This is a genomic window from Bacillus cereus group sp. Bc031, assembly GCF_027716265.1.
Lineage (GTDB): Bacteria > Bacillota > Bacilli > Bacillales > Bacillaceae_G > Bacillus_A > Bacillus_A paranthracis.
In genome coordinates, this window is sequence record NZ_JAQFUL010000001.1 from 84,067 (window position 1) to 110,816 (window position 26,750).

Below are 26,750 nucleotides of genomic sequence, written 5' to 3' on the forward strand. Positions count from 1 at the left end.
GTGCATTAAGGAGGAAAATCTGTGTCAATTCAAAAAATTGATGGAAAACGTTTATCACAAATGATCATTCAAGGAGCGAATAATTTAACGAATAATGTTCAGCTTGTTGATGCATTAAACGTATTTCCAGTTCCAGATGGCGATACCGGTACAAACATGAACTTATCTATGACTTCAGGCGCACGTGAAGTGAAAGCAAATCCTTCACAACATGCTGGTAAAGTCGGCGTAAGTTTAGCCAAAGGATTATTAATGGGAGCTCGTGGTAACTCTGGAGTTATTTTATCTCAGTTGTTCCGTGGTTTCTCGAAATCCATTGAACAAAAAGAAGAATTAACAACAGTTGATTTTGCTGCAGCTTTAGAAGCTGGAGTAGAGGCGGCTTACAAAGCGGTTATGAAACCGATTGAAGGAACGATTTTAACGGTTGCAAGAGAAACGGGTAAATATGCAGTAACAGTTGCGAAAAAACAGCGCGACTTTGTTTTGTTTATGGAAGACGTTGTGAAAGAAGCAAATGCATCGTTAAATCGTACGCCAGATTTATTACCTGTATTAAAACAAGTTGGCGTTGTAGATAGCGGTGGTAAAGGTCTTGTAGTAGTTTACGAAGGGTTTTTAGCTGACTTAAAAGGAGAAACGATTTCTTCTGATGCACCTGCCCAACCATCTATGAATGAAATGGTGCGCGCAGAACATCACCGTAGTGTACAAAGCCAATTGAGTACAGAAGATATTAAGTATGGATATTGTACGGAGTTCATGGTGAAATTAGAAGCTGATAAAGTGAAAGAACATAATTTCTCTGAACAAAAATTCCGTGAAGATATTAGTGTGTATGGTGATTCACTACTAGTTGTATCTGATGATGAAATTGTAAAAGTTCATATTCATGCAGAACATCCTGGAGACGCTATGAACTACGGACAACGTTACGGTAGTTTAATCAAGATTAAAGTAGAGAATATGCGTGAACAGCATACCGCTTTATTAGATGAGCCTGCTATGACGCCTGAGCCAACTAGCCAGCCTAAAGAGAAACAACCGTACGGTATCGTAACTGTAGCTATGGGATCTGGTATTAAAACTTTATTTGAAAGCATTGGCGCGACGAAAGTTATCGAAGGTGGCCAAACGATGAATCCAAGTACTGAGGATATCGTGAAGGCGATTGAAGAAGCAAACGCTGAAAAAATCATTATTTTACCGAACAACGGGAATATCGTAATGGCAGCAGAACAAGCAGCGTCAGTTGTGGATCAAGAAGTGATTGTAGTTCGTTCAAAAACAGTTCCTCAAGGTATGGCTGCAATGTTAGCATTTAATCCAGTTGGAACGCTAGAGGAAAATGAAGAAAACATGAAAGAAGCTTTATCTCATGTGAAAACAGGTCAAATTACGTATGCTGTACGTGATACGGAAATTGATGGTGTGGCAATTCAAAAAGATGATTTCATGTGTATCGCAGATGGAAAAATCGTATCAACAAATGCTGAAAAAGTAGGGGCTGCGAAGCAATTACTAGAAGCACTAATTGATGAAGATTCTGAAATCGTAACGATTCTACAAGGTGAAGATGCAACTGATGAAGAGGTAGCTGAATTAGTTGAATTTGTAGAAGAGAATTTTGAAGATGCAGAAGTAGAAGTACATGCTGGAAACCAACCGGTGTATTCTTTCATCTTCTCTGTAGAATAAGAAAAAATTCGTTTTGAAAATAAATGGATTACTTACTTGCTAATGGATAATAAGTAGTAATATGAAGTTTATTACTAGTTTTTATTCAAAAGGCTAGCATATTGAAGATAAAAAAGAGCCTTGCTGCTAATAGTGAGGCTCTTTTCTTTCGTGTTGTTTATGAGGGATTTGAGTAGTTTCTCTTAGAATGCCTATGATAGAATATATAGGGTGAAAGAGAGCGATTACAGATGTCAATCATGTTAATGGATAATGAATCAAAAAATAATGTGACGGAGCGTGAGAACCTTGAATGAAGTTGTACAAGTTCCTGTTACGGATGTAAAGGGAATCGGAGGAGAAACATCTGAATTACTACACGAGATGGGAATTTATACAGTTTCTCATCTATTAGAACATTTTCCGTACCGTTATGAAGACTATGCGATGAAAGATCTTGCTGAAGTAAAGCATGATGAACGTGTAACAGTAGAGGGAAAAGTTCATAGTGCTCCTTTACTGCAATATTATGGGAAGAAGAAGTCGCGTCTTACGGTTCGTGTCCTCGTAGGTCGTTATTTAATTACAGCTGTATGTTTTAATAGGCCGTACTATAAGCAGAAGTTAAATTTAGATGAAACGGTAACGATTACTGGTAAATGGGATCAGCATCGTCAAACGATTGCGGTATCAGAACTTCATTTTGGACCGGTTGTACGTCAACAAGAAGTAGAGCCTGTGTACTCAGTGAAAGGGAAACTTACAGTAAAACAGATGCGCCGTTTTATTGCACAAGCGTTAAAAGAGTATGGAGATTCTATAGTTGAAGTGTTACCTGATGGATTGCTAAGTCGATATAAATTATTGCCGCGTTATGAAGCGCTTCGGGCGTTGCATTTTCCAACAGGTCAGGAAGATTTGAAGCAAGCGCGTCGCCGTTTTGTATATGAGGAGTTTTTCTTATTTCAGTTAAAAATGCAAACGTTACGAAAAATGGAGAGGGAAAATTCGAAAGGGACGAAAAAAGAAATTCCTTCAGAAGAATTGCAAGAGTTTATCGATGCACTTCCGTTTCCATTAACTGGTGCGCAACGCCGAGTTGTAGATGAAATTATGAAAGATATGACATCTCCTTATCGAATGAATCGTCTGTTGCAAGGTGATGTAGGTTCTGGTAAAACGGTGGTCGCTGCAATTGGTCTTTATGCAGCGAAATTAGCGCATTATCAAGGTGCTTTAATGGTTCCAACAGAAATTTTAGCAGAACAACATTATCAATCGCTCGCAGAGACGTTCTCGCACTTTGGTATGAAGGTTGAATTGTTAACAAGTTCAGTTAAAGGTGTGAAACGCCGAGAGATTTTGGCAAAATTAGAACAAGGAGAAATAGATATCCTTGTTGGAACGCATGCTTTAATTCAAGATGAAGTTATTTTTCATAGGTTAGGTCTCGTGATTACTGATGAACAACATCGATTTGGTGTAGCGCAGCGACGAGTTTTACGTGAGAAAGGTGAAAGTCCAGATGTATTATTTATGACAGCAACACCAATTCCACGTACGTTAGCAATTACTGCATTTGGAGAGATGGATGTTTCTATAATCGATGAGATGCCGGCTGGTAGAAAGGTAATTGAAACATACTGGGCAAAACATGACATGTTAGATCGTGTTCTCGGTTTTGTAGAGAAAGAGATAAAAAAAGGAAGACAAGCATATGTTATTTGTCCTCTAATTGAAGAATCTGAGAAACTTGATGTACAAAATGCAATCGACTTACATAGTATGCTGACTCATCATTATCAGGGGAAATGTCAAGTCGGATTAATGCATGGAAGATTATCATCTCAAGAAAAAGAAGAGATAATGGGGCAATTTAGTGAAAATAAAGTGCAAATTCTTGTGTCGACAACAGTTGTTGAGGTGGGTGTGAACGTACCGAATGCGACTGTAATGGTTATTTATGATGCAGAGCGTTTCGGTTTATCACAGCTTCATCAGCTAAGAGGCCGTGTTGGGCGTGGTAGTGAACAATCGTATTGTTTATTAATCGCGGATCCAAAATCGGAAACGGGAAAAGAACGAATGCGTATTATGACCGAAACGAATGATGGATTTGTATTGTCAGAAAAAGATTTAGAATTACGAGGTCCTGGAGATTTCTTTGGGAGTAAGCAAAGTGGTTTACCAGAATTCAAGGTTGCTGATATGGTACATGATTATCGGGCGCTAGAAACAGCTAGACAAGATGCGGCGTTACTAGTAGATTCAGAAGCGTTTTGGCATAATGATCAATATGCGTCGTTGCGTACGTATCTTGACGGGACAGGTGTGTTCCAGGGAGAGAAGCTCGATTAAAGGGAGGCAACAAAAGTTTTTGTTGCATTCTACTTTTAATGATTATATACTACTGTTAGTACCTAGTCATAAAAATGGATGGTGCGGTATGAAAAAAAGAAGAAGTAAAAAAGAAAGACAAGAATTATTACAACAAACGATAGAAACGAATCCTTTTATTACGGATGAAGATTTAGCAGAGAAATTTCAAGTGAGTATACAAACTGTACGTCTTGATCGTATGGAATTATCTATTCCTGAATTAAGAGAAAGAATTAAACATGTAGCTACAAAGCAACATGAAGAAGATGTGAAATCTTTACCGTTAGAAGAGGTTGTCGGAGAAATTATTGATATAGAATTAGATAGACATGCGATTTCTATTTTTGAAGTGAAGGTAGAACACGTATTTAAAAGAAATCAAATTGCCCGTGGGCATCATTTGTTTGCACAAGCAAACTCACTAGCTGTTGCGGTTATTGATGAAGAATTAGCTTTAACTGCAAAGTCTACCATTCGATACATTCGTCCTGTAAAATTAGGAGAGCGTGTTGTTGCAAAAGCGCGCGTGGAAGATGTAGAGAATGATAAAGGGCGGACGGTTGTCAAAGTGCGTAGCTTCGTTGGAGAAGAACTTGTTTTTACAGGCACTTTTGAAATGTATCGATCTAGTAATTATAGTGAGGAAGGTAACAACTTATGAAAATCGCAATAGATGCAATGGGCGGCGATCATGCTCCAAAGGCTGTCGTACTAGGAGCAATGAAAGCTATTAAGGAATATTCTGATTTACATATTACGTTAGTGGGGAAAGAAGAGGAAATTCGTCAATACTTAACGAGTGAAGAACGAATTACTATACTTCATACAGACGAAAAAATCGAATCGACAGATGAACCAGTAAGAGCGGTTCGTCGAAAAAAACAAGCTTCAATGGTACTTGCGGCGCAGCAAGTGAAAGACGGTGTAGCGGATGCTTGTATATCAGCTGGTAGTACAGGAGCTTTAATGGCGGCTGGATTGTTTGTTGTAGGTCGTATGGAAGGAATTGAGCGACCAGCTTTATCCCCTACAATGCCAACTGTTGATGGAGAAGGTTTTGTTATGTTAGATGTTGGAGCGAACGTTGATGCAAAACCAATTCATTTATATCAATATGCAGTAATGGGATCTGTATACGCTGAGAAAGTAAGAGGAATTAAAAATCCTCGCGTTGGACTTTTAAACGTTGGAACAGAAGATGGTAAAGGTAACGAGCTTTCAAAACAAGTCTTTGCAATGCTTAAAGATGCGCCAATTAATTTTGTTGGGAACGTTGAATCAAGAGATTTATTGCAAGGTGTAGCAGATGTTGTTGTATGTGACGGTTTTACAGGGAATGTAGCACTGAAATCATTAGAAGGAACAGCACTTGCATTATTCTCTATGTTAAAAGAGCAGTTAATGAGTTCGTTTACGAGCAAATTAGCAGCGGCGGTATTAAAACCAAAACTTGTGGTATTAAAAGATAAAATGGATTATTCGGAGTATGGAGGAGCCGCGTTATTTGGATTGAAAGCTCCTGTCATTAAGGCTCACGGTTCTTCCAATGACCAATCAATATTTAGTGCGATTCGTCAAACGAGAGAAATGGTAGCGAAAGAAGTTATTCCTACTATTTCAAGCGTAATGGAGAAAGAGCCACTCCAATAAGAGGAGGATTTGAAATGGGAAAACTAGCATTTCTTTTTCCGGGCCAAGGTTCACAGGCAGTTGGAATGGGTAAACAGTTAGCAGAGAATAATAAAGAGGTTGCAAATGTATTTGCAAAAGCAGATGAGGTGTTGCAAGACTCACTTTCAGAAGTGATTTTTGAAGGGCCGCAGGAAAAGCTTACGTTAACAACAAATGCGCAACCTGCTTTATTAACAACGAGTTTTGCTATTTTGACAGCTTTAAAAGAGTATGATATTACACCAGACTTTGTCGCAGGGCATAGTTTAGGTGAGTATAGCGCTCTTGTAGCAGCAGGTGCATTAACTTTTGAGGATGCAGTATATGCTGTAAGGAAACGTGGGGAATATATGGAAGAAGCTGTTCCTGGCGGAGAAGGTGCAATGGCGGCTATTTTAGGTGCTGATCCACATATGCTGAAACAAGTTACAGAAGAAGTAACAAGTGAAGGGTATGCAGTACAAATTGCTAATATGAATAGTACGAAGCAAATTGTGATTTCTGGAACAAAGCAAGGAGTCGAGATTGCTTCTCAAAGAGCGAAAGAACATGGTGCAAAGAGAGCAATTCCGCTTAAAGTAAGTGGACCGTTCCACTCTGCGCTTATGAAGCCAGCGGCGGAGAAATTCCAAAGTGTCTTAAATGAAATTACAATTCAAGATACGAATATTCCGGTAATCGCAAATGTAACAGCAGACGTTATTACAAGTGGTGCACATATTCAAGAAAAGCTAATCGAGCAGCTCTATTCGCCTGTCTTATGGTATCCATCCATTGAATATATGGTGAGTCAAGGGGTAGATACATTTATTGAGATTGGACCTGGGAAAGTACTTGCTGGACTTATGAAGTCAATTGATTCATCAGTGAAAGCATACGCGATATACGATGAAGAGACATTACAAGATACCATTTCGAATTTGAGAGGAGAAAACTGATGTTAAAAGGGAAAGTAGCATTAGTAACGGGTGCTTCACGTGGAATTGGTCGCGCAATTGCGATTGATTTAGCAAAACAAGGGGCAAATGTTGTAGTAAATTATGCTGGTAACGAGCAAAAGGCAAATGAAGTAGTTGATGAAATAAAGAAATTAGGTTCGGATGCAATTGCAGTAAGAGCAGATGTTGCAAATGCTGAAGACGTTACAAATATGGTGAAACAAACTGTAGATGTATTTGGACAAGTTGATATTCTTGTAAATAATGCAGGTGTAACAAAAGATAATTTATTAATGCGTATGAAAGAAGAAGAATGGGATACAGTTATTAATACAAACCTAAAAGGTGTATTCTTATGTACAAAGGCAGTATCTCGATATATGATGCGTCAACGTCATGGACGTATTGTAAATATCGCTTCTGTTGTCGGAGTAACGGGAAACCCAGGACAAGCAAACTATGTTGCTGCTAAAGCAGGTGTAATCGGATTAACAAAAACATCAGCAAAAGAGTTAGCAAGCCGCAATATTACTGTAAATGCAATTGCTCCTGGATTTATTGCGACAGATATGACAGACGTATTAGATGAAAATATAAAAGCTGAAATGTTAAAATTAATTCCTGCAGCTCAGTTTGGTGAAGCGCAAGATATCGCAAATGCTGTAACGTTTTTTGCTTCTGATCAAAGCAAATATATTACAGGTCAAACGTTAAATGTTGATGGCGGTATGGTAATGTAATAAAAGAATCGATTTCAGCTAGTTTTTTTGGACAATATTTAATATAATATTTGAGGGGAGGTGAATGGAATGGCAGATGTTTTAGAGCGTGTAACAAAAATTATCGTTGATCGTTTAGGAGTAGAAGAAACAGAAGTAGTACCAGCTGCAAGCTTCAAGGAAGATTTAGGAGCAGACTCCCTAGATGTAGTAGAACTTGTAATGCAATTAGAAGACGAATTCGAAATGGAAATTTCTGATGAAGATGCTGAAAAGATTGCTACTGTTGGCGATGCTGTGACTTACATAGAGAGTCATCTATAATGCTTGAATGAAGTCCCGTTTTTTAGCGGGGCTTCTCGGCTTATATCTGGAGGGACCTATGCCGTACCGTAAATATAGAGAAAAAAAATACGAAACAAAATATCGTGAAGCGTTTAAAGTATTTCAAGAAAAAATAGGTATTACGTTTACAGATGAAAAATTATTGATTCAAGCATTTACGCATTCATCGTATGTGAATGAGCATCGAAAAAAACCGCATGAAGACAATGAGCGTCTCGAATTTCTTGGAGATGCAGTATTGGAACTTACTGTATCGCAGTATCTGTTTCAAAAATATCCGACAATGAGCGAAGGAGAGTTAACAAAACTACGTGCAGCTATTGTATGTGAACCATCTCTTGTTCGTTTTGCAAACGAGTTGTCATTTGGTAGCCTAGTTTTATTAGGAAAAGGTGAGGAAATGACAGGCGGACGTGAACGACCAGCTTTATTAGCGGATGTCTTTGAAGCGTTTATTGGTGCCCTTTATCTTGATCAAGGGTTAGAAACAGTATGGGGCTTCTTAAAAGAAATTGTATACCCTAAAATTAATGAAGGTGCTTTTTCTCATGTGATGGATTATAAGAGTCAATTACAAGAGTTGATTCAGCGTGATGGTAGTGGCAATATTGAGTATCAAATTTTGCAAGAAAAAGGACCGGCTCACAATCGAGAATTTGTGTCACGTGTTACGTTAAATAACGTGGCCTTAGGTCTTGGTAGTGGCAAGTCGAAAAAAGAAGCAGAGCAACAAGCTGCTGCAGAAGCGTTGAAAAAGTTAAAAGAACAACTATAAGGAATCCCCCTTTGAATGAGGGGGATTCCTTGTGCATAGAATGAAACTTTCCTTTCGTTTATCAATGTAAGGAAATGAAATCCGTATAATCGTTTGTTTTTGTATAAACAACATTTATAGCAACGGAGAATAGGAGGAAGGCCTTTCGTGTTTTTAAAAAGATTAGAAATAGCAGGATTTAAGTCTTTTGCTGAGCGTGTATCTGTCGATTTTGTCCCAGGTGTAACGTCTGTAGTAGGACCTAATGGAAGCGGGAAAAGTAATATTACTGATGCCATTCGTTGGGTACTTGGTGAACAATCGGCAAAATCATTACGTGGTGCAAAGATGGAAGATATTATTTTTGCAGGTAGTGATACGAGAAGAGCGGTTAATGTTGCTGAAGTAACATTAACTTTAAATAATGAAGATCAACGTTTACCGATTGAATATAATGAGGTGTGTGTAACGCGTCGTGTATCTCGTTCTGGTGATAGTGATTTTTATATTAATAAACAATCATGCAGGTTGAAAGATATTATCGATTTATTTATGGACTCTGGTATGGGAAGAGAAGCTTTTTCGATTATTAGCCAGGGGAAAGTTGAAGAAATTTTAAGTAGTAAATCAGAAGAACGTCGTGGTGTATTTGAAGAAGCGGCGGGAGTGCTGAAATACAAACTTCGTAAAAAGAAAGCTGAAGGTAAATTAGCAGACACACAAGAAAACTTAAATCGTGTACAAGATATAATTCACGAATTAAGTAGTCAAGTAGAACCTTTAGAAAGACAAGCTTCTATTGCAAAGGATTATCTCGAGAAAAAAGAAGAATTAGAGAAAGTAGAAGCGGCGCTTATTGTACATGAAATTGAAGAATTACATGAGAAATGGGAAGCGCTTCGAAATCAGTTTGGGCATAATAAAAACGAAGAAGCGAAAATGTCAACGCATTTACAAAAAGGTGAAGAAGAGCTAGAGGAATTACGAGGCCAATTACAAGCAGTAGATGAGTCTGTAGATTCCCTGCAAGAAGTACTTTTGCTTTCTAGTAAAGAACTAGAAAAGTTAGAAGGACAGCGTGAGCTATTAAAAGAGAGAAAGCAAAATGCAACGACGCATTGTGCACAACTCGAACAGTTAATTGTTGAATTAACAGAGAAAGCTACAAGTTATGATGGTGAAATTGAATCGAGTACAGAAGTATTGATGCAATTTGTAAATCATGTAAAAGAGTTGGAGACGAAATTGCATGATAATGAGCAATTACTTGCAATGTTTGCTGACAATTTAGAAGAGCAAATTGAGAATTTAAAAGGTGACTATATTGAACTTTTAAATCAACAAGCTAGTCATCGTAATGAGTTATCTATGATTGAAGAACAATCTAAACAACAAAACTCAAAAAATGAACGCCTTGATGAAGAAAATGCGAAATATGTAGAAATGCGTATGGAAATTACAGCGAAAAAGACAAAACTTGTGGAAAGTTATGAACAAGTAAAAGAAAAAGTAGCTGGAATCCTTTCGAATATACAAAAGACAGAAGCGGCACTTGGGAAATGCAAGGCGCAGTATAGTGAAAACGAAACAAAACTGTATCAAGCATATCAATTTGTACAACAGGCACGTTCTCGAAAAGAAATGCTAGAAGAGATGCAAGAGGACTACTCTGGTTTCTATCAAGGGGTACGTGAAGTATTAAAAGCTAGAGAAAATAGGTTGCAAGGTATTGAGGGTGCTGTTGCAGAACTGCTAACGGTACCGAAAGAATATGAAATTGCAATGGAAATTGCTCTAGGTGCAGCGATGCAGCATATAGTTGTACAAAAAGAAGAACATGCTCGTAATGCAATTGCGTTTTTAAAACAAAATAAACATGGACGAGCAACGTTTTTACCGCAAGCTGTTATTAAAGGTAGATCGTTATCATTTGAGCAATTACGTATTGTAAATCAGCACCCATCGTTTGTAGGTGTGGCAGCAGAACTCGTGAAATATAACAATAAATATGAAAATGTAGTTTCAAATTTATTAGGTACTGTTATTGTTGCAAAAGATTTACGCGGAGCGAATGAGTTGGCGAAACAATTGCAATACCGTTATCGCATTGTAACAATCGAAGGTGATGTAGTAAACCCTGGCGGTTCTATGACGGGTGGAGCGGTAAAACAGGCGAAATCATCTTTATTAGGACGTCAACGTGAACTAGAAGAGTGGACGAGTAAGTTAACTGATATGGAAGAAAAAACAACGAAGTTAGAAAACTTTGTTAAAGCAGTAAAACAAGAGATTCAAGAAAAAGAAGTGCAAATACGCGAACTAAGGCAAAGTGTAGAAGCAGAGCGTGTAGATGAACAGAAATTAAGAGAAGAAATTAGTCGCTTAGAATTAGAAGAACATCGTATTAATGATCGGTTATCTATTTACGATTTAGAGATTGAAGGGTTCTTGCAAGACCAAGTGAAAATGCAAGGCCGTAAAGAAGAGTTAGAAAAGATTTTAGCGACTCTTCAGGCAGAGATTACGGAATTAGATAGCAAAATCACAGCTTTAACAAAACAAAAAAGTGAGCAACATTCTTCGAAAGAAAAAGTTCAAAAAGAAATGACTGAGTTAAAAGTGTTAGCAGCTGAAAAGCAACAACGCTTATCTAATCAAAAAGAAAAAGTAGAACGATTGACGAAGGAAAAAGAAGAAACCGATGCAACGCTTGTCAAAACGAAAGAGGATTTAGCATTCTTAAAACAAGAAATGACATCGAATTCAAGTGGTGAAGAACAAATTACGAATATGATTGAGAAGAAAGCATATGATCGTAATCAAACTTCAGAGTTAATTCGCTCTCGTCGTGAACAACGTGTATCGTTACAAGAGAGAGTAGAACAGTTAGAGCGTAACCTGAAAGAAACAACAGGTAAACATAAATACATTCTTGAGATGTTGAAAGATCAAGAGGTAAAAATAAACCGACTTGATGTAGAGTTAGAAAATAGATTACAACATTTACGTGAAACATATACGATTTCATTTGAAGCGGCAAAACTGAAGTATACAATGGTGATGCCTGCTGAGGATGCACGTAAAAAGGTGAAACTAATTAAACTCTCCATCGAAGAGCTAGGTACAGTAAACTTAGGAGCAATTGATGAGTATGAGCGTGTGGCAGAGCGTCATACATTCTTACTAGAGCAAAAAGATGATCTAGAAGAAGCAAAAACGACATTGCACCAACTTATTACTGAAATGGATGAAGAAATGAAAAAACGCTTTTCTACTACGTTTGAAGGAATTCGAATGGAGTTTCAATCGGTGTTCTCTGAATTATTTGGAGGCGGTAGAGCGGATTTAGTTATGACGAATCCAGAGGACTTATTAAATACGGGTATTGATATCGTAGCGCAACCGCCAGGGAAGAAACTGCAAAACTTAGGTTTACTTTCAGGTGGAGAGCGTGCTTTAACGGCAATTGCGCTGCTATTTGGTATTTTAAAAGTACGCCCAGTCCCATTCTGTGTATTAGATGAGGTAGAGGCTGCTCTTGATGAGGCAAACGTTGCCCGTTTTGCTCAGTATTTAAAGAAATTTAGTGATGAGACACAGTTTATTGTAATTACACATAGAAAAGGTACAATGGAAGAGTCTGACGTATTGTACGGTGTAACAATGCAAGAGTCAGGGGTATCTAAACTTGTTTCGGTTCGTTTAGATGATGGAGAAGAACTAGTTGCAAGCAAATAGAAAGGATGGGACAGTATGAGCTTTTTTAAAAAACTAAAAGAAAAAATTTCAAAACAAACAGATACGGTAACAGAGAAGTTTAAACAAGGATTAGAAAAAACGAGAAATTCGTTTGCAGATAAAGTAAATGATTTAGTCTTTCGTTACCGTAAAGTAGATGAAGATTTCTTCGAAGAATTAGAAGAAATTTTAATCGGTGCAGATGTAGGCGTTTCGACAGTGATGGAATTAATCGACCAGCTGAAAGAAGAAGTGCAACGTCGTAATATTCAAGATCCAAAAGAAGTACAAGCTGTTATTTCGGAAAAATTAATAGAGATTTATAAAGGTGACAGTGATTTTACTAATGAAATTAATGAGCAAAAGGATGGCTTGACAGTTGTTTTATTTGTTGGTGTGAATGGTGTAGGTAAAACGACAACAATTGGTAAGATGGCTCATAAGTTTAAATCAGAAGGTAAGTCTGTTTTATTAGCAGCAGGAGATACATTCCGTGCTGGAGCGATTGAACAATTAGAAGTATGGGGCGATCGCGTTGGGGTAGAAGTGATTAAACAAGGATCAGGGTCTGATCCAGCAGCGGTTATGTATGACGCTGTACAAGCTGCAAAAGCACGTAAAGTAGATGTATTACTATGTGATACAGCAGGACGTTTACAAAATAAAGTAAACTTAATGAAAGAGTTAGAGAAGGTAAAGCGTGTAATTGAGCGTGAAGTACCAGGAGCTCCTCATGAAGTATTACTTGTTATTGATGCAACAACAGGACAAAACGGTTTAAGTCAAGCGAAAACATTCCGTGAAGCAACGAATGTGACTGGTATTGTTTTAACGAAGTTAGATGGAACTGCTAAAGGTGGTATTGTATTAGCAATTCGTAACGAAATGGATGTACCGGTGAAATTCGTTGGATTAGGAGAGCAAATGGATGATCTGCAACAGTTCGATCCAGAACAATATGTATATGGTTTATTTGCGAACTTAGTAGAAACAGAAGAAGTATAAGTGAAAGAAGCGGTATTTTCCGCTTCTTTTTCTATAAAAATATGAGATGTTAAGAAAAAAACTTGACACTCTTTTGTACTCCATGTAAACTAATTCATGTAAAGGGAAATCACTTAACAAAGGATGATCCAACATGCTCGAAAAAACAACGAGAATGAACTATTTATTTGATTTTTATCAATCGTTGTTAACGCAAAAACAAAGAAGTTATATGTCGCTTTATTATCTAGATGATTTATCTCTTGGTGAAATTGCGGAAGAATTTGATGTAAGTCGCCAAGCCGTGTATGATAACATTAAACGGACTGAAGCGATGCTTGAAGAATATGAAGAAAAATTAGTATTACTTCAAAAGTTTCAAGAGCGACAGCGACTTGTTGCAAAGCTAAAACAGCTAATCAGCGAAGAAGAGCATGTGAATGAAGAAATGAAACAAGTTGTTGAAGCTATCGAAAAATTAGATTAGGAGGGCGGCAATATGGCATTTGAAGGATTAGCCGACCGACTTCAACAGACGATGCAAAAAATCCGCGGCAAAGGAAAAGTTTCTGAAGCCGATGTGAAAGAAATGATGAGAGAAGTTCGTCTAGCTCTTTTAGAAGCGGACGTTAACTTTAAAGTAGTAAAAGATTTTGTAAAGCGTGTATCTGAACGTGCTGTCGGACAAGATGTAATGAAAAGTTTGACACCTGGACAACAAGTAATTAAGGTTGTACAGGAAGAACTTACAGAACTTATGGGCGGAGAGCAAAGCAAAATTGCTGTTGCTAATAAGCCACCGACTGTTATTATGATGGTTGGTCTGCAAGGTGCAGGTAAAACAACGACGACAGGTAAGCTTGCGAATTTGCTTCGTAAAAAGCATAATCGTAAACCGATGCTTGTTGCGGCGGATATTTACCGTCCTGCAGCGATTAAACAGCTTGAAACATTAGGGAAGCAATTGGACATGCCTGTATTCTCTTTAGGAGATCAAGTAAGTCCTGTTGAAATTGCGAAACAAGCGATTGCAAAAGCGAAAGAAGATCATCATGATTATGTTTTAATTGATACAGCAGGTCGCCTGCATATTGATGAAGAACTAATGGATGAATTAGCGAAAGTGAAAGAAGTTGCGAAACCGGATGAAATTTTCCTTGTTGTCGATGCGATGACAGGACAAGACGCGGTTAATGTTGCACAAAGTTTCCATGAACAGCTAGGTTTAACAGGGGTTGTATTAACGAAGCTGGATGGTGATACGCGCGGTGGTGCGGCATTGTCTATTAAAGCTGTTACAAATACGCCAATTAAATTTGCTGGTATGGGTGAAAAACTAGATGCACTTGAAGCGTTCCATCCAGAACGTATGGCATCCCGTATTTTAGGGATGGGAGACGTCTTAACATTAATTGAAAAAGCGCAAGCTACAGTTGATGAAGAGAAAGCAAAAGAACTTGAGCAAAAAATGCGTACGCTTTCGTTTACACTTGACGATTTCCTAGAACAACTTGGACAAGTGCGTCAACTTGGACCGCTTGATGAATTGTTAGGAATGCTTCCTGGTGCAAATAAAATTAAAGGGCTGAAAAATGCACAAGTTGATGAAAAACAAATTGGGCATATTGAGGCAATTATTCGTTCTATGACTAAATTAGAGCGAGAACAACCGGAAATAATCAATGCTAGTCGCAAAAAACGCATTGCCAAAGGTAGCGGTACAACGGTACAAGAAATCAATCGTTTAATCAAGCAATTTGATGATATGAAAAAAATGATGAAAACGATGACTGGAATGCAAAAAGGTAAGAAAAAAGGACTAGGTGGATTGAAGTTTCCATTCATGTAAGGAAAAAAGATGGCTCTGTTAAGAAAAAATACTTTACAAAGCAATAGTCTTTTTGCTAATATAATTATCTGTGTGAAATAAATTCGGAGGTGCTTTATAAATGGCAGTTAAAATTCGTTTAAAACGTATGGGAGCTAAAAAAACTCCTTTCTATCGTGTAGTTGTTGCAGATTCTCGTTCTCCTCGTGACGGACGTTTCATTGAGGAAATCGGTACTTACAATCCGGTTGCTCAACCAGCTGAAGTTAAGATCAACGAAGAAGCAGCATTAAAATGGTTAGGAAATGGTGCTAAACCATCTGATACAGTTCGTAACTTATTCTCTAACCAAGGTATCATGGAGAAATTCCACTTATCTAAACAAGGTAAGTAATTGAGGCAATGACTATGAAGAAGTTAGTCGAGACGATTGTCAAGCCTCTTGTCGATTATCCTGAAGATGTAAAAGTTACACAGGAACTTTACAACGGAGAGATAAAGTATCGATTAACTGTACATCCTGAGGATGTTGGAAAAGTCATTGGAAAACAAGGGAAAGTTGCGAAAGCAATTCGAATGCTCTTGTATTCAGTGGGACATCACAATAGTGAAAAAGTAACACTGGAAATTCAATAAACGTAAAAAGGGCGAGGAGTTATTCCTCTCCCTTTTTTAACATTTAAAGAGAAGTTGCATGTTCCATATGTGAAATGGGGATGCTTAATTTATATAGAAACCAGGGGTGACATACTGTTTATGACAAAATGGTTTAACGTAGGAAAAATTGTAAATACTCATGGCGTAAAAGGAGAAATTCGTGTGGTTTCTCGTACGGATTTTCCAGAAGAGCGATATAAAGTAGGGAATACGTTATACATATCGAATGAAAAAGGTGGAGAGCCTTTCCCAGTAAAGATTACTTCTCATCGTCAACATAAAACATTTGATTTATTGACATTTGAAGGATATGGGAATGTAAATGAAGTAGAACAGTTTAAAGGTTCTCTTTTAAAAGTGCCTGAAGATCAATTAGGCGAACTAGCTGAAGGTGAATACTACTATCATGAAATTATTGGTTGCAACGTTGTAACGGAAGAAGGAGAAGCGCTAGGGACAATAAAAGAAGTTCTATCTCCTGGTGCAAATGATGTTTGGGTAATTAAACGTCCAAAAGGTCAAGATTTGTTAATTCCTTATATTGATGATGTTGTGCTTCAAGTTAACATTGAGAATAAATTAGTAACCATTCATGTAATGGAAGGGCTACTATAATGAAAATTGACATTTTAACTTTGTTTCCAGATATGTTTACAGGTGTGTTTGGATCTTCAATTTTAAAGAAAGCACAAGAAAAAGAAGCGGTAGAGCTTCGTGTTGTCAATTTCCGCGATTATACAACGAGTAAGCATAATAGTGTGGATGATTATCCGTATGGTGGCGGCGCTGGGATGGTGTTAACTCCTCAGCCTATTTTTGATGCTGTAGAAGATTTAACGAAAGAGACAGAGCGGAAGCCGCGAGTTGTCTTAATGTGTCCGCAAGGTGAAAGGTTTACTCAGAAGAAAGCGGAAGAGCTTGCAGAGGAAGAACATTTAATCTTTGTATGTGGGCATTATGAAGGATATGACGAACGAATTCGTGAACATCTCGTAACAGATGAGATTTCTATCGGTGACTATGTATTAACGGGTGGAGAGTTAGCCTCTATGGTTATAACTGATAGTGTCGTACGTCTCCTTCCAGGAGTACTAGGAAATCATGCTTCACAAGTCGAGGATTCGTTTAGTACAGGTTTATTAGAGCATCCTCATTATACACGTCCAGCTGATTTTCGTGGTATGAAAGTGCCAGATGTATTAATGTCGGGAAATCATAAAAATATTGATGAATGGCGACATAAAGAATCGTTGCGTCGTACGTACACGCGTAGACCGGATTTACTAGAAGAACGAGAATTGTCTAAGCAAGAAAAGAAGTGGCTAGAACAGATTAAAGAAGGCAAATAAGTGCTTGATATATTTTCTATTGCAACAGCCTTAGCAATATGCTATTATAACACTTGTGCTGCTGAAATCAGTAGCCGTATTAACGATGTTCCGCTGTAATTTATTTAGACTTTATAAGAGCATCTGTTTAAAGGAGAGAATTTAATATGCAACAATTAATCGCAGAAATTACAAAAGGCCAATTAAAAACTGACCTTCCTTCATTCCGTCCTGGAGACACTTTACGTGTACACGTAAAAGTAGTTGAGGGAACTCGTGAAAGAATTCAGCTTTTCGAAGGTGTTGTAATTAAACGTCGTGGTGGCGGAATCAGTGAAACATTCACAGTTCGTAAGATTTCTTACGGTGTAGGTGTAGAGCGTACATTCCCAGTTCACACGCCAAGAATCGCGAAAATCGAAGTACTTCGCCGTGGTAAAGTACGTCGTGCTAAGTTATACTACTTACGTAACCTTCGCGGTAAAAAAGCACGTATTAAAGAAATTCGATAAGACATGTATGGGAGCTTGTAAATGCACAAGCTCCCTTTTTCCAATCTATATAAAATTTTGATATAATACGATCAGCTTACATAATCGTGGAGGGGAAAAGCATGAAGAAAGAAAAGAGTTCACTTTGGGAATGGATCAAGGCAATTTTGATAGCTGTTGTATTAGCAGGTGTTATTAGACAGTTTTTCTTTGCGCCAATTCTCGTAGATGGAGTATCGATGGCGTCTACATTACATGATCGCGATCGAATGATTGTTAATAAAATTGGTTATCACATAGGAGATCCGAAACGATTTGATATTATTGTATTCCGAGCAACGGAAGATAAAGATTATATTAAGCGTATTATCGGCCTGCCAGGCGATGAAATAGAGTATCGTAATGATAAACTATATGTTAACGGAAAGGCTTATGAGGAGCCGTATTTAGACAAGCAGAAAAAACAAATTGCTGACGGACCGCTTACATATGATTTCACTCTTGAAGAAATGACAGGAAAGAAAACTGTTCCAGAAGGTCAATTATTTGTTTTAGGCGATAATCGTCGTTTTAGTAAAGATAGCCGTTCGATTGGTACAATTTCAATGGACCAAGTGATTGGAAAGGCAAATATACTATATTGGCCGTTAAAAGATGCTCGTATTGTGAAATAAAAGAAAAAGAAGGTGGCAACATGGTAATTCAATGGTTCCCGGGACATATGGCAAAGGCTAGACGCCAAGTAACAGAAAAATTAAAGTTAATTGATGTTGTAATTGAGCTTGTAGATGCTCGATTACCCTTATCTTCTCGAAATCCGATGATCGATGAGATTATTACACATAAACCGAGGCTTGTTGTTTTAAATAAAGCGGATATGGCAGATGATCGTTTAACAAAGCAATGGATCGCATATTTTAAAGAAAAAGGCCATATGGCAATTTCAATTAACGCACAGGCTGGACAAGGTATGAAGGAAATTGCAGCGGCTTGTAAAGTGTTAGTGAAAGAGAAATTTGATAAAATGGTTGCAAAAGGTATTAGACCGAGAGCGATTCGTGCATTAATTGTGGGGATACCGAATGTTGGTAAATCTACGTTGATTAATAAGTTAGCGAAGAAAAATATTGCTAAAACAGGAGATCGTCCTGGTGTGACAACAGCTCAGCAATGGATTAAAGTTGGGAAGGAAATGGAATTACTTGATACACCAGGTATACTATGGCCTAAATTTGAGGACCAATTAGTTGGATTACGTCTAGCTACGACTGGTGCAATTAAAGATTCTATTTTAAATCTACAAGACGTAGCTGTTTATGCGCTACGTTTTATGGAGAAACATTACCCAGAGCGATTAAAAGAGCGCTATAATTTAAATGACATTCCAGAAGATATCGTGGAGTTATTTGATGCGATTGGAAAAAATAGAGGCTGTTTAATGGGCGGCGGAATGATTGATTATGATAAAACATCTGAACTTGTACTTCGTGAGCTTCGTGGTGGCAAACTTGGAAAAATGACGTTTGAAACACCAGAAGAGTTTGCAGAGCAGACAGAAGATGCAGAAAAAGTAGAAGAAGTATAAGACGTGCGTTTGTACGTCTTTTCTTTTTTGTATATAAAGGGAGTGGCATGAATGCAAAAAGTGATGATTCAAGAGGCGGAACATTTACTACAAGAAATTATGAGTGAAGAGGACGACCGCTTTCAGATATTAATGAAAGATGAGCGAAAAGGGGTACAAAAGCTCATTTCGAAGTGGTATAAACAAAAAGAGTTAGCACAAAAGGAAAAAGAAAAATTTCTAGAAATGTCTAAATATGAAAATGCATTACGTGAAAAAGGTCTCACATATATCGCAGGTATAGATGAAGTAGGTCGTGGACCGTTAGCTGGGCCTGTTGTGACGGCAGCTGTCGTTCTTCCTAAGGATTTTTATATTCCGGGGTTAAATGACTCGAAAAAGTTGAGTGAAGCGAAACGTGAGCGTTTTTATGATGAAATTAAAGCGCAAGCAATTGCAATTGGAGTTGGAATTGTATCACCGCAAGTTATTGATGAAATAAATATTTATCAAGCGACGAAACAAGCGATGTTAGATGCTGTTGCGAATTTATCTTGTACACCACAATATTTATTAATTGATGCGATGAAACTCCCTACACCAATTCCGCAAACATCTATTATTAAAGGTGATGCAAAAAGTATTTCTATTTCAGCTGCATCCATTATTGCGAAAGTAACGAGAGATCGTATGATGAAAGAGCTTGGAGAAAAGTATCCTGCATATGGATTTGAACAACATATGGGATATGGCACAAAACAACATTTAGAAGCGATTGAAGCGCATGGCATATTAGAAGAACATCGAAAATCGTTTGCGCCAATTAAAGATATGATTCAAAAATAAGCTGCGAAAACGCAGCTTATTTTGTATTTTGACATATAAACATTACTATTTTCCAAAAAGAATAAAGCGATTTCAGTTTTCTGACACTTTATTGTAGACAGCGTGCCAATCATCTTATACAATGGCAATGTAATGTTTTTTAAACATTAAAAAACTTTTCGAGTAAAACAGGAAAACAGGGGAGGATGGGACCATGAATATCCATGAGTACCAAGGTAAGGCAGTCCTTAGAAGCTATGGGGTTAGCGTTCCGAACGGGAAGGTTGCATTTACAGTAGAAGAAGCTGTAGAAGTGGCGAAAGAATTAGGAACGGATGTATGTGTAGTGAAAGCACAAATTCACGCTGGTGGACGCGGCAAAGCTGGCGGAGTAAAAGTTGCAAAAAATTTAGATGAAGTTCGTACATATGCAGAGAGCATTTTAGGAACTACACTTGTGACACATCAAACAGGTCCTGAAGGTAAGGAAGTAAAACGCTTACTTATCGAAGAAGGTTGCGATATTAAAAAAGAATATTATGTAGGTCTTGTTTTAGACCGTGCAACTTCTCAAGTTGTTTTAATGGCTTCTGAAGAAGGCGGAACAGAAATTGAAGAAGTAGCAGAAAAAACACCTGAAAAAATCTTTAAAGAATATATTGATCCAGCAGTAGGCTTACAAGGCTTCCAAGCACGCCGAATTGCATTTAACATCAATATTCCAAAAGAGCTTGTAGGACAAGCTGTGAAGTTTATGATGGGCTTATACCGTGCTTTTATCGAAAAAGATTGCTCTATCGCAGAGATTAACCCACTTGTTACAACAGGTGATGGTAAAGTTATGGCATTAGATGCGAAATTAAACTTTGATTCTAATGCTTTATATCGCCATAAGGATATTTTAGAACTTCGTGACCTTGATGAAGAAGATGCAAAAGAAATCGAAGCTTCTAAATATGACTTAAACTACATTCCTTTAGATGGAAATATCGGTTGTATGGTTAATGGTGCAGGTTTAGCGATGGCTACGATGGATATCATTAAACATTACCATGGCGATCCAGCTAACTTTTTAGATGTTGGTGGCGGTGCGACAGCTGAAAAGGTTACAGAAGCATTCAAAATTATCCTTTCTGACAAAAATGTAAAAGGTATCTTCGTTAACATTTTTGGTGGCATTATGAAGTGTGATGTTATTGCAGAAGGTGTTATTGAAGCAACGAAACAAGTAGGTCTTGAATTGCCTTTAGTTGTACGTCTTGAAGGTACAAACGTAGAGTTAGGTAAGAAAATTTTAAATGAGTCTGGCTTAAATATTGTTGCAGCAGAATCTATGGCAGACGGTGCACAAAAAATTGTTTCACTAGTGGGCTAATAGAAAGCGGGGGAGAAAAATGAGCGTATTAGTTAATAAAGATACAAAAGTTATTGTTCAAGGTATTACAGGTTCTCAAGGGTTATTCCACACAAAGCAAATGATAGAATACGGTACGAAAATTGTCGGTGGTGTAACGCCAGGTAAAGGTGGCACTGATATTGAAGGTGTACCAGTATTTGATACTGTAGAAGATGCAGTGAAAGCAACAGGCGCAAACGCTTCAGTTGTATACGTTCCACCCGCTTTTGCGGCTGATGCAATTATGGAAGCAGTTGATGCAGAAATTGATTTAGTAGTATGTATTACTGAAGGAATTCCTGTATTAGATATGGTAAATGTAAAGAGATATATGGCTGGTAAACATACACGTTTACTTGGACCGAACTGCCCAGGTGTTATCACACCTGATGAATGTAAAATTGGTATTATGCCAGGGTACATTCATAAAAAAGGTCATGTAGGTATCGTATCTCGCTCTGGTACATTAACGTATGAGGCTGTACATCAGTTAACACAAGAAGGTATTGGTCAATCTACGGCTGTAGGTATCGGCGGAGACCCTGTTAACGGTACAGACTTTATTGATGCGTTAAAAGCATTTAATGAAGATGAAGAAACACATGCTGTAATTATGATTGGTGAAATCGGTGGTACAGCGGAAGAAGAGGCAGCTGAATGGGTGAAAGCTAATATGACAAAACCGGTTGTAGGCTTCATTGGCGGCCAAACAGCGCCTGCTGGCAAACGTATGGGTCATGCTGGTGCAATCATTTCTGGCGGTAAAGGAACTGCTGCAGAAAAGATTAAAACGATGGAAGCTTGTGGTATTAAAGTAGCGGAAACTCCAGCAGTTATGGGTGAAACGCTAATCTCTGTCTTAAAAGAAAAAGGTCTATTTGAGACTTGTAAAAACTACTAATCTGTTGAAAGACACCTTCTTGCTTGAAGGTGTCTTTTTACAAAGTTCTTGTTAACATAATAAAAATTATGGGTAAGGAGAATTAGGATGAAAAGAGAACGATTATTACATCTTCATTACTTGTTAGCAGACCATTGGAAGGCGATAGAGAGGCTATTACATGTCGATCCAGAATTGAAGGAAATATACAATTTTAATGCAAAACAAATTGAATGTTACACTGGAATATCCTCGAAAAAATCTTCAGAATTAGTAAATTTTCTTCAAAGTTCAAATCTCCCACAATATATATCTTATTTAGAGAAAAATCGATTCTTTTATATGACAATATGGGATGAAGATTATCCAAAATTATTACGTGAAATACAAGATCCTCCCTTTGTATTATATGGAAAAGGAGAAAAAGATTTTCTCAATAAAGTGAATAAATTAGCGGTTGTTGGAACGAGAGAACCGACTTTATATGGATATGAAAGTTTGAAATTTATTTTACATCCATTATTAGAAAAAGAATGGCTTATTGTCAGTGGATTTGCAAGAGGGATAGATGCGATGTCTCATGAAATTACAGTAAGACGGCATTGCCCAACAATTGCGATACTAGGACATGGATTATCGTATATATATCCAAGAGAGAATCGATATTTATATGAAGTGTGGAATGAATATATATTGTTATTAACAGAGTATCCTCCGCACTATGCACCGAAAAAATGGTATTTTCCAAAAAGGAATCGAATTATTAGTGGCATAAGTAAAGGTGTTTTAGTTGTAGAAGCGAAATCAAGAAGTGGAACACTTATTACCGCAGACCTTGCTCTAGAGCAAAATAGAGAGGTATTTGCACTGCCTGGACCTATATTTATAGATAGTGCATCAGGAACAAATCATCTCATTCAACAAGGAGCGAAACTAGTAAGAAATGCAGAGGATATACTGGAAGAGATTTTAAATTAACCTTATATTTTTATGTTTTTATTAAACAATTATTGACAAATGGTAGATAGGCACTGTATGGTATATTCATTCTTGATTGACAAAAACAAGAGAAATCAATAAGATTAATGAAGACTTGAATCCACCTCTTAAGGAGGCACTAGCATGTCAGATTACCTCGTAATCGTGGAGTCGCCTTCTAAGGCGAAGACCATTGAGAAATATTTAGGGAAAAAATACAAAGTTGTCGCGTCTATGGGACACGTTCGCGATTTACCTAAAAGCCAAATGGGGATAGAAGTAAAGAACAACTTCACCCCGAAGTATATTACCATTCGTGGTAAAGGTCCCGTCTTAAAAGACTTAAAATCAGCAGCAAAAAAAGCAAAGAAAGTCTATCTCGCGGCCGATCCAGACCGCGAAGGGGAAGCTATTGCTTGGCATTTAGCCAATACGTTAAATGTGGACGTTGAATCAGATTGCCGAGTTGTGTTTAATGAGATTACAAAAGATGCAATAAAAGAATCATTCAAACATCCTCGCGCGATTAACATGAATTTAGTAGATGCACAACAAGCAAGACGTATACTAGATCGTCTTGTTGGTTATAATATTAGTCCTTTATTATGGAAGAAAGTAAAAAAAGGATTAAGTGCAGGACGCGTACAATCTGTAGCAGTTCGTTTAATTATCGAACGTGAAAGAGAAATACAAAGTTTCGAGCCTGAAGAATTCTGGACAATTAAGACAGAATTTGTGAAAGGGAAAGACACATTTGAAGCAAGCTTTTACGGTGTAGATGGTGAAAAAGTTCAATTAACGAATGAAACACAAGTGAATGAAATAATTGAACGGCTGAAAGATAATGCGTTCTCAGTTGAAAATGTAACGAGAAAAGAGCGAAAACGTAATCCAGCATTACCATTTACAACATCTTCCTTGCAACAAGAGGCGGCGCGTAAGTTAAACATGCGAGCAAAGAAAACGATGATGCTTGCGCAGCAATTGTATGAAGGAATTGATCTTGGAAAACAAGGAACTGTAGGTCTTATTACGTATATGAGAACTGATTCAACACGTATCTCAGAAACAGCTCAAACAGAGGCACGTACGTACATTACTGAGGCGTTTGGTACGGAATACATAGGAACAGAAAAGAAGAAAGAAACGAAGAAGTCGAACGCACAAGATGCGCATGAGGCAATTCGTCCTACTTCGGTAATGAGAAAGCCAGAGGAACTAAAGAGTTTCTTAAGTCGTGACCAACTTCGATTGTATAAATTGATTTGGGAGCGATTTGTTGCAAGTCAAATGGCGTCTGCTATAATGGATACTGTGACAGCGAGACTCATTAATAATAATGTTCAGTTCCGTTCAAGTGGATCTGTTGTAAAGTTCCCAGGATTTATGAAAGTGTATGTAGAGTCGAAAGATGATGGGGCTGAAGAAAAGGATAAGATGTTGCCACCTTTAGAAGTAGGGGAAACCGTATTTTCGAAGGATTTAGAACCGAAGCAACACTTTACACAACCTCCGCCGCGCTATACAGAGGCTCGTTTAGTAAGAACACTTGAAGAGCTTGGAATTGGAAGACCGTCGACTTACGTACCGACACTTGAAACGATTCAAAAACGTGGATATGTAGGTTTGGATAATAAACGCTTCGTTCCAACTGAACTAGGTGAAATAGTAATTGAACTTATTTTAGAGTTTTTCCCGGAGATTATTAACATTGAATTTACTGCTAACATGGAGCAAAGCCTCGATGAAGTAGAAGAAGGAAATGCGAATTGGGTAAAAATTGTTGATGATTTCTACGTAGGATTTGAACCGCGTTTAGAAAAAGCGGAAAAAGAAATGCGTGAAGTGGAAATTAAAGATGAACCAGCTGGGGAAGATTGTGAATTATGTAATCACCCAATGGTCTTTAAAATGGGTAAATACGGGAAATTTATGGCTTGCTCGAATTTCCCAGATTGTCGTAATACAAAACCGATTGTGAAAGAAATCGGTGTTACTTGTCCGAAATGTGATAAAGGTCAAATTATTGAACGTCGTAGTAATAAAAAGAAACGTCTTTTCTATGGGTGCGGTACGTATCCAGAGTGTGACTTTGTATCTTGGGATAAGCCGATTGGCCGTAAATGTCCGAAGTGTGAAGGTATGCTAGTAGAGAAGAAGTTGAAAAAAGGCGTACAAGTACAATGTATTTCGTGTGATTATGAAGAAGAACAACAAATGTGAGCGTAACTGCTCACATTTTTTTCGGGAAGAAAAGGAAAGGTGATAAATATATGACAACACAAGTAGTAAACGTCATTGGCGCAGGTCTTGCAGGAAGTGAAGCAGCTTACCAAATTGCAAAACGTGGTGTCCAAGTAAGATTATACGAAATGAGACCGGTAAGGCAAACGCCAGCTCATCACACAGATAAATTTGCAGAATTAGTATGTAGTAACTCGCTTCGCGCAAACACATTAACAAATGCTGTTGGTGTTATTAAAGAAGAAATGCGTTTAATGGATTCTGTTATTATTCGTGCAGCTGATGAGTGTTCTGTACCAGCAGGAGGGGCTTTAGCGGTAGATCGTCATGAATTTGCAGCAAAAGTAACGGAATATGTGAAAAATCATCCGAACGTAACTGTGGTGAATGAAGAAATCACTGAAATTCCAGAAGGTCCTACTGTTATTGCGACAGGTCCACTTACGTCGCCTGATCTTTCTGCGCAATTAAAAGAATTAACGGGTGAAGACTACTTTTATTTCTATGATGCAGCAGCACCGATTGTTGAGAAAGACAGCATTGATATGAATAAAGTGTATTTAAAATCTCGTTACGATAAAGGTGAAGCGGCATATTTAAACTGTCCAATGACGGAAGAGGAATTTGACCGTTTTTACGAGGCTTTAATCGCTGCTGAAACAGTACCTTTAAAAGAATTTGAAAAAGAAATTTTCTTTGAAGGTTGTATGCCGGTAGAAGTTATGGCAAGTAGAGGAAGACAAACACTAGTATTTGGACCGATGAAACCTGTTGGATTAGAAGATCCAAAAACAGGGAAAACGCCATATGCTGTTGTTCAGTTACGTCAAGATGATGCAGCGGGTACGTTATACAATATCGTAGGTTTCCAAACGCATTTAAAATGGGGACCGCAAAAAGAAGTGTTACAGTTGATTCCGGGACTGGAAAACGCAGAGATTGTACGTTATGGTGTAATGCATCGTAATACGTTTATTAATTCACCTAACTTACTTCGTCCAACATACCAATATAAACAACGTGATGATTTATTCTTCGCTGGTCAAATGACTGGAGTAGAGGGGTATGTTGAATCGGCGGCTTCAGGATTGCTAGCAGGTATCAACGCTGCTCGACTTGTAAAAGGTGAAGAGCCGGTTGTATTGCCACCTGTAACTGCAATGGGAAGTATGGCGAATTATATTACTGCGACAAACGCGAAAAACTTCCAGCCAATGAATGCAAACTTCGGTCTGTTTGCACCGTTAGAGAAGAAAATTAAGAAAAAAGCAGAACGTAATGAAGCCTATGCAGCACGCGCTTTAGAAACGATTCGAAATTTTGTAAATATTTAGTTAAATTTCTTGCAAAGGCT

At 37.8% G+C, this 26,750-nt stretch carries 25 protein-coding genes; all 25 read left to right on the forward strand.

Annotated features, from left to right (window positions below; all coding sequences use genetic code 11):
- Nucleotides 1-21 precede the first annotated feature (21 nt).
- The gene (locus tag PDQ33_RS00430) at nt 22-1,698 is read left to right on the forward strand and encodes a DAK2 domain-containing protein (RefSeq protein WP_270754425.1); all 1,677 of its coding nucleotides are present in this window, start codon (nt 22-24) and stop codon (nt 1,696-1,698) included.
- Between the two features lie 288 nt (nt 1,699-1,986).
- Nucleotides 1,987-4,035 carry an ATP-dependent DNA helicase RecG gene (recG, locus tag PDQ33_RS00435; protein WP_001006882.1) on the forward strand — a complete coding sequence of 683 codons (2,049 nt, stop codon included), beginning with the start codon at nt 1,987-1,989 and terminating at the stop codon, nt 4,033-4,035.
- A gap of 88 nt (nt 4,036-4,123) precedes the next feature.
- Nucleotides 4,124-4,717 carry a transcription factor FapR gene (fapR, locus tag PDQ33_RS00440; protein ID WP_000747352.1) on the forward strand — a complete coding sequence of 198 codons (594 nt, stop codon included), beginning with the start codon at nt 4,124-4,126 and terminating at the stop codon, nt 4,715-4,717.
- Entirely contained in the window at nt 4,714-5,706 is a 993-nt protein-coding gene (plsX, locus tag PDQ33_RS00445) for a phosphate acyltransferase PlsX (RefSeq protein ID WP_270754422.1), read from the forward strand. The genes fapR and plsX overlap by 4 nt, the downstream gene beginning before the upstream one ends.
- Nucleotides 5,707-5,720: 14 nt before the next feature.
- Nucleotides 5,721-6,665 (forward strand): ACP S-malonyltransferase, encoded by a 945-nt coding sequence (gene fabD / locus PDQ33_RS00450; RefSeq protein ID WP_000516951.1) that lies wholly within the window; start codon nt 5,721-5,723, stop codon nt 6,663-6,665.
- Complete coding sequence (gene fabG / locus PDQ33_RS00455) at nt 6,665-7,405, forward strand: 3-oxoacyl-[acyl-carrier-protein] reductase (protein ID WP_000911784.1); 741 nt, start codon at nt 6,665-6,667, stop codon at nt 7,403-7,405. The genes fabD and fabG overlap by 1 nt, the downstream gene beginning before the upstream one ends.
- Before the next feature lie 69 nt (nt 7,406-7,474).
- The gene (acpP, locus tag PDQ33_RS00460) at nt 7,475-7,708 is read left to right on the forward strand and encodes an acyl carrier protein (protein WP_000786062.1); all 234 of its coding nucleotides are present in this window, start codon (nt 7,475-7,477) and stop codon (nt 7,706-7,708) included.
- Between the two features lie 58 nt (nt 7,709-7,766).
- Entirely contained in the window at nt 7,767-8,504 is a 738-nt protein-coding gene (gene rncS / locus PDQ33_RS00465) for a ribonuclease III (protein ID WP_001146876.1), read from the forward strand.
- Nucleotides 8,505-8,651: 147 nt separating this feature from the next.
- Entirely contained in the window at nt 8,652-12,221 is a 3,570-nt protein-coding gene (gene smc / locus PDQ33_RS00470) for a chromosome segregation protein SMC (protein WP_061131598.1), read from the forward strand.
- 15 nt (nt 12,222-12,236) lie between these two features.
- Complete coding sequence (ftsY, locus tag PDQ33_RS00475) at nt 12,237-13,226, forward strand: signal recognition particle-docking protein FtsY (protein ID WP_000007646.1); 990 nt, start codon at nt 12,237-12,239, stop codon at nt 13,224-13,226.
- A 133-nt stretch (nt 13,227-13,359) separates the two neighbouring features.
- Complete coding sequence (locus PDQ33_RS00480) at nt 13,360-13,692, forward strand: putative DNA-binding protein (RefSeq protein ID WP_000891062.1); 333 nt, start codon at nt 13,360-13,362, stop codon at nt 13,690-13,692.
- Nucleotides 13,693-13,704: 12 nt separating this feature from the next.
- On the forward strand, nt 13,705-15,054 hold the full coding sequence (ffh, locus tag PDQ33_RS00485) for a signal recognition particle protein (RefSeq protein WP_000863461.1): 1,350 nt from the start codon (nt 13,705-13,707) through the stop codon (nt 15,052-15,054).
- 100 nt (nt 15,055-15,154) lie between these two features.
- Nucleotides 15,155-15,427, forward strand: a complete 273-nt coding sequence (rpsP, locus tag PDQ33_RS00490; RefSeq protein ID WP_000268750.1) for a 30S ribosomal protein S16 — start codon at nt 15,155-15,157, stop codon at nt 15,425-15,427.
- A 14-nt stretch (nt 15,428-15,441) separates the two neighbouring features.
- Nucleotides 15,442-15,669 carry a KH domain-containing protein gene (locus tag PDQ33_RS00495; protein WP_000737403.1) on the forward strand — a complete coding sequence of 76 codons (228 nt, stop codon included), beginning with the start codon at nt 15,442-15,444 and terminating at the stop codon, nt 15,667-15,669.
- A 120-nt stretch (nt 15,670-15,789) separates the two neighbouring features.
- Nucleotides 15,790-16,305, forward strand: coding sequence for a ribosome maturation factor RimM (gene rimM, locus PDQ33_RS00500; protein ID WP_000170268.1), 516 nt, complete (start codon nt 15,790-15,792; stop codon nt 16,303-16,305).
- Nucleotides 16,305-17,039 carry a tRNA (guanosine(37)-N1)-methyltransferase TrmD gene (trmD, locus tag PDQ33_RS00505; RefSeq protein WP_000686892.1) on the forward strand — a complete coding sequence of 245 codons (735 nt, stop codon included), beginning with the start codon at nt 16,305-16,307 and terminating at the stop codon, nt 17,037-17,039. Before rimM ends, trmD begins: the two co-directional genes overlap by 1 nt.
- A 146-nt stretch (nt 17,040-17,185) precedes the next feature.
- On the forward strand, nt 17,186-17,530 hold the full coding sequence (rplS, locus tag PDQ33_RS00510) for a 50S ribosomal protein L19 (RefSeq protein WP_001186516.1): 345 nt from the start codon (nt 17,186-17,188) through the stop codon (nt 17,528-17,530).
- Nucleotides 17,531-17,631: 101 nt separating this feature from the next.
- Entirely contained in the window at nt 17,632-18,183 is a 552-nt protein-coding gene (lepB, locus tag PDQ33_RS00515) for a signal peptidase I (protein WP_000711857.1), read from the forward strand.
- Nucleotides 18,184-18,203: 20 nt separating this feature from the next.
- On the forward strand, nt 18,204-19,094 hold the full coding sequence (gene ylqF / locus PDQ33_RS00520) for a ribosome biogenesis GTPase YlqF (RefSeq protein ID WP_000236700.1): 891 nt from the start codon (nt 18,204-18,206) through the stop codon (nt 19,092-19,094).
- A gap of 51 nt (nt 19,095-19,145) precedes the next feature.
- Complete coding sequence (gene rnhB, locus PDQ33_RS00525) at nt 19,146-19,919, forward strand: ribonuclease HII (protein WP_270392328.1); 774 nt, start codon at nt 19,146-19,148, stop codon at nt 19,917-19,919.
- A 193-nt stretch (nt 19,920-20,112) separates the two neighbouring features.
- Nucleotides 20,113-21,273, forward strand: a complete 1,161-nt coding sequence (gene sucC, locus PDQ33_RS00530) for an ADP-forming succinate--CoA ligase subunit beta (protein WP_147776301.1) — start codon at nt 20,113-20,115, stop codon at nt 21,271-21,273.
- A 19-nt stretch (nt 21,274-21,292) separates the two neighbouring features.
- On the forward strand, nt 21,293-22,195 hold the full coding sequence (gene sucD / locus PDQ33_RS00535) for a succinate--CoA ligase subunit alpha (RefSeq protein WP_000115178.1): 903 nt from the start codon (nt 21,293-21,295) through the stop codon (nt 22,193-22,195).
- Nucleotides 22,196-22,282: 87 nt separating this feature from the next.
- A complete protein-coding gene (gene dprA, locus PDQ33_RS00540) occupies nt 22,283-23,152 on the forward strand; it encodes a DNA-processing protein DprA (RefSeq protein WP_061131599.1) in 870 nt (289 codons plus the stop codon).
- 144 nt (nt 23,153-23,296) lie between these two features.
- On the forward strand, nt 23,297-25,375 hold the full coding sequence (gene topA / locus PDQ33_RS00545; protein WP_001286973.1) for a type I DNA topoisomerase: 2,079 nt from the start codon (nt 23,297-23,299) through the stop codon (nt 25,373-25,375).
- A 50-nt stretch (nt 25,376-25,425) separates the two neighbouring features.
- Complete coding sequence (gene trmFO / locus PDQ33_RS00550; RefSeq protein WP_001998091.1) at nt 25,426-26,730, forward strand: FADH(2)-oxidizing methylenetetrahydrofolate--tRNA-(uracil(54)-C(5))-methyltransferase TrmFO; 1,305 nt, start codon at nt 25,426-25,428, stop codon at nt 26,728-26,730.
- The last annotated feature ends 20 nt before the right edge of the window (nt 26,731-26,750 follow it).

Excerpts from the sequence above, each read along its gene's own strand:
- topA (WP_001286973.1), top strand. The coding sequence starts at position 23,297 with ATGTCAGATTACCTCGTAATCGTGGAGTCGCCTTCTAAGGCGAAGACC.
- plsX (WP_270754422.1), top strand. The coding sequence starts at position 4,714 with ATGAAAATCGCAATAGATGCAATGGGCGGCGATCATGCTCCAAAGGCT.
- dprA (WP_061131599.1), top strand. The coding sequence starts at position 22,283 with ATGAAAAGAGAACGATTATTACATCTTCATTACTTGTTAGCAGACCAT.
- rncS (WP_001146876.1), top strand. The coding sequence starts at position 7,767 with ATGCCGTACCGTAAATATAGAGAAAAAAAATACGAAACAAAATATCGT.
- trmFO (WP_001998091.1), top strand. The coding sequence starts at position 25,426 with ATGACAACACAAGTAGTAAACGTCATTGGCGCAGGTCTTGCAGGAAGT.
- sucC (WP_147776301.1), top strand. The coding sequence starts at position 20,113 with ATGAATATCCATGAGTACCAAGGTAAGGCAGTCCTTAGAAGCTATGGG.
- rimM (WP_000170268.1), top strand. The coding sequence starts at position 15,790 with ATGACAAAATGGTTTAACGTAGGAAAAATTGTAAATACTCATGGCGTA.
- trmD (WP_000686892.1), top strand. The coding sequence starts at position 16,305 with ATGAAAATTGACATTTTAACTTTGTTTCCAGATATGTTTACAGGTGTG.
- fapR (WP_000747352.1), top strand. The coding sequence starts at position 4,124 with ATGAAAAAAAGAAGAAGTAAAAAAGAAAGACAAGAATTATTACAACAA.
- acpP (WP_000786062.1), top strand. The coding sequence starts at position 7,475 with ATGGCAGATGTTTTAGAGCGTGTAACAAAAATTATCGTTGATCGTTTA.
- ftsY (WP_000007646.1), top strand. The coding sequence starts at position 12,237 with ATGAGCTTTTTTAAAAAACTAAAAGAAAAAATTTCAAAACAAACAGAT.
- sucD (WP_000115178.1), top strand. The coding sequence starts at position 21,293 with ATGAGCGTATTAGTTAATAAAGATACAAAAGTTATTGTTCAAGGTATT.
- PDQ33_RS00480 (WP_000891062.1), top strand. The coding sequence starts at position 13,360 with ATGCTCGAAAAAACAACGAGAATGAACTATTTATTTGATTTTTATCAA.
- rpsP (WP_000268750.1), top strand. The coding sequence starts at position 15,155 with ATGGCAGTTAAAATTCGTTTAAAACGTATGGGAGCTAAAAAAACTCCT.
- fabG (WP_000911784.1), top strand. The coding sequence starts at position 6,665 with ATGTTAAAAGGGAAAGTAGCATTAGTAACGGGTGCTTCACGTGGAATT.
- PDQ33_RS00495 (WP_000737403.1), top strand. The coding sequence starts at position 15,442 with ATGAAGAAGTTAGTCGAGACGATTGTCAAGCCTCTTGTCGATTATCCT.
- rnhB (WP_270392328.1), top strand. The coding sequence starts at position 19,146 with ATGCAAAAAGTGATGATTCAAGAGGCGGAACATTTACTACAAGAAATT.
- rplS (WP_001186516.1), top strand. The coding sequence starts at position 17,186 with ATGCAACAATTAATCGCAGAAATTACAAAAGGCCAATTAAAAACTGAC.
- fabD (WP_000516951.1), top strand. The coding sequence starts at position 5,721 with ATGGGAAAACTAGCATTTCTTTTTCCGGGCCAAGGTTCACAGGCAGTT.
- ylqF (WP_000236700.1), top strand. The coding sequence starts at position 18,204 with ATGGTAATTCAATGGTTCCCGGGACATATGGCAAAGGCTAGACGCCAA.
- lepB (WP_000711857.1), top strand. The coding sequence starts at position 17,632 with ATGAAGAAAGAAAAGAGTTCACTTTGGGAATGGATCAAGGCAATTTTG.
- ffh (WP_000863461.1), top strand. The coding sequence starts at position 13,705 with ATGGCATTTGAAGGATTAGCCGACCGACTTCAACAGACGATGCAAAAA.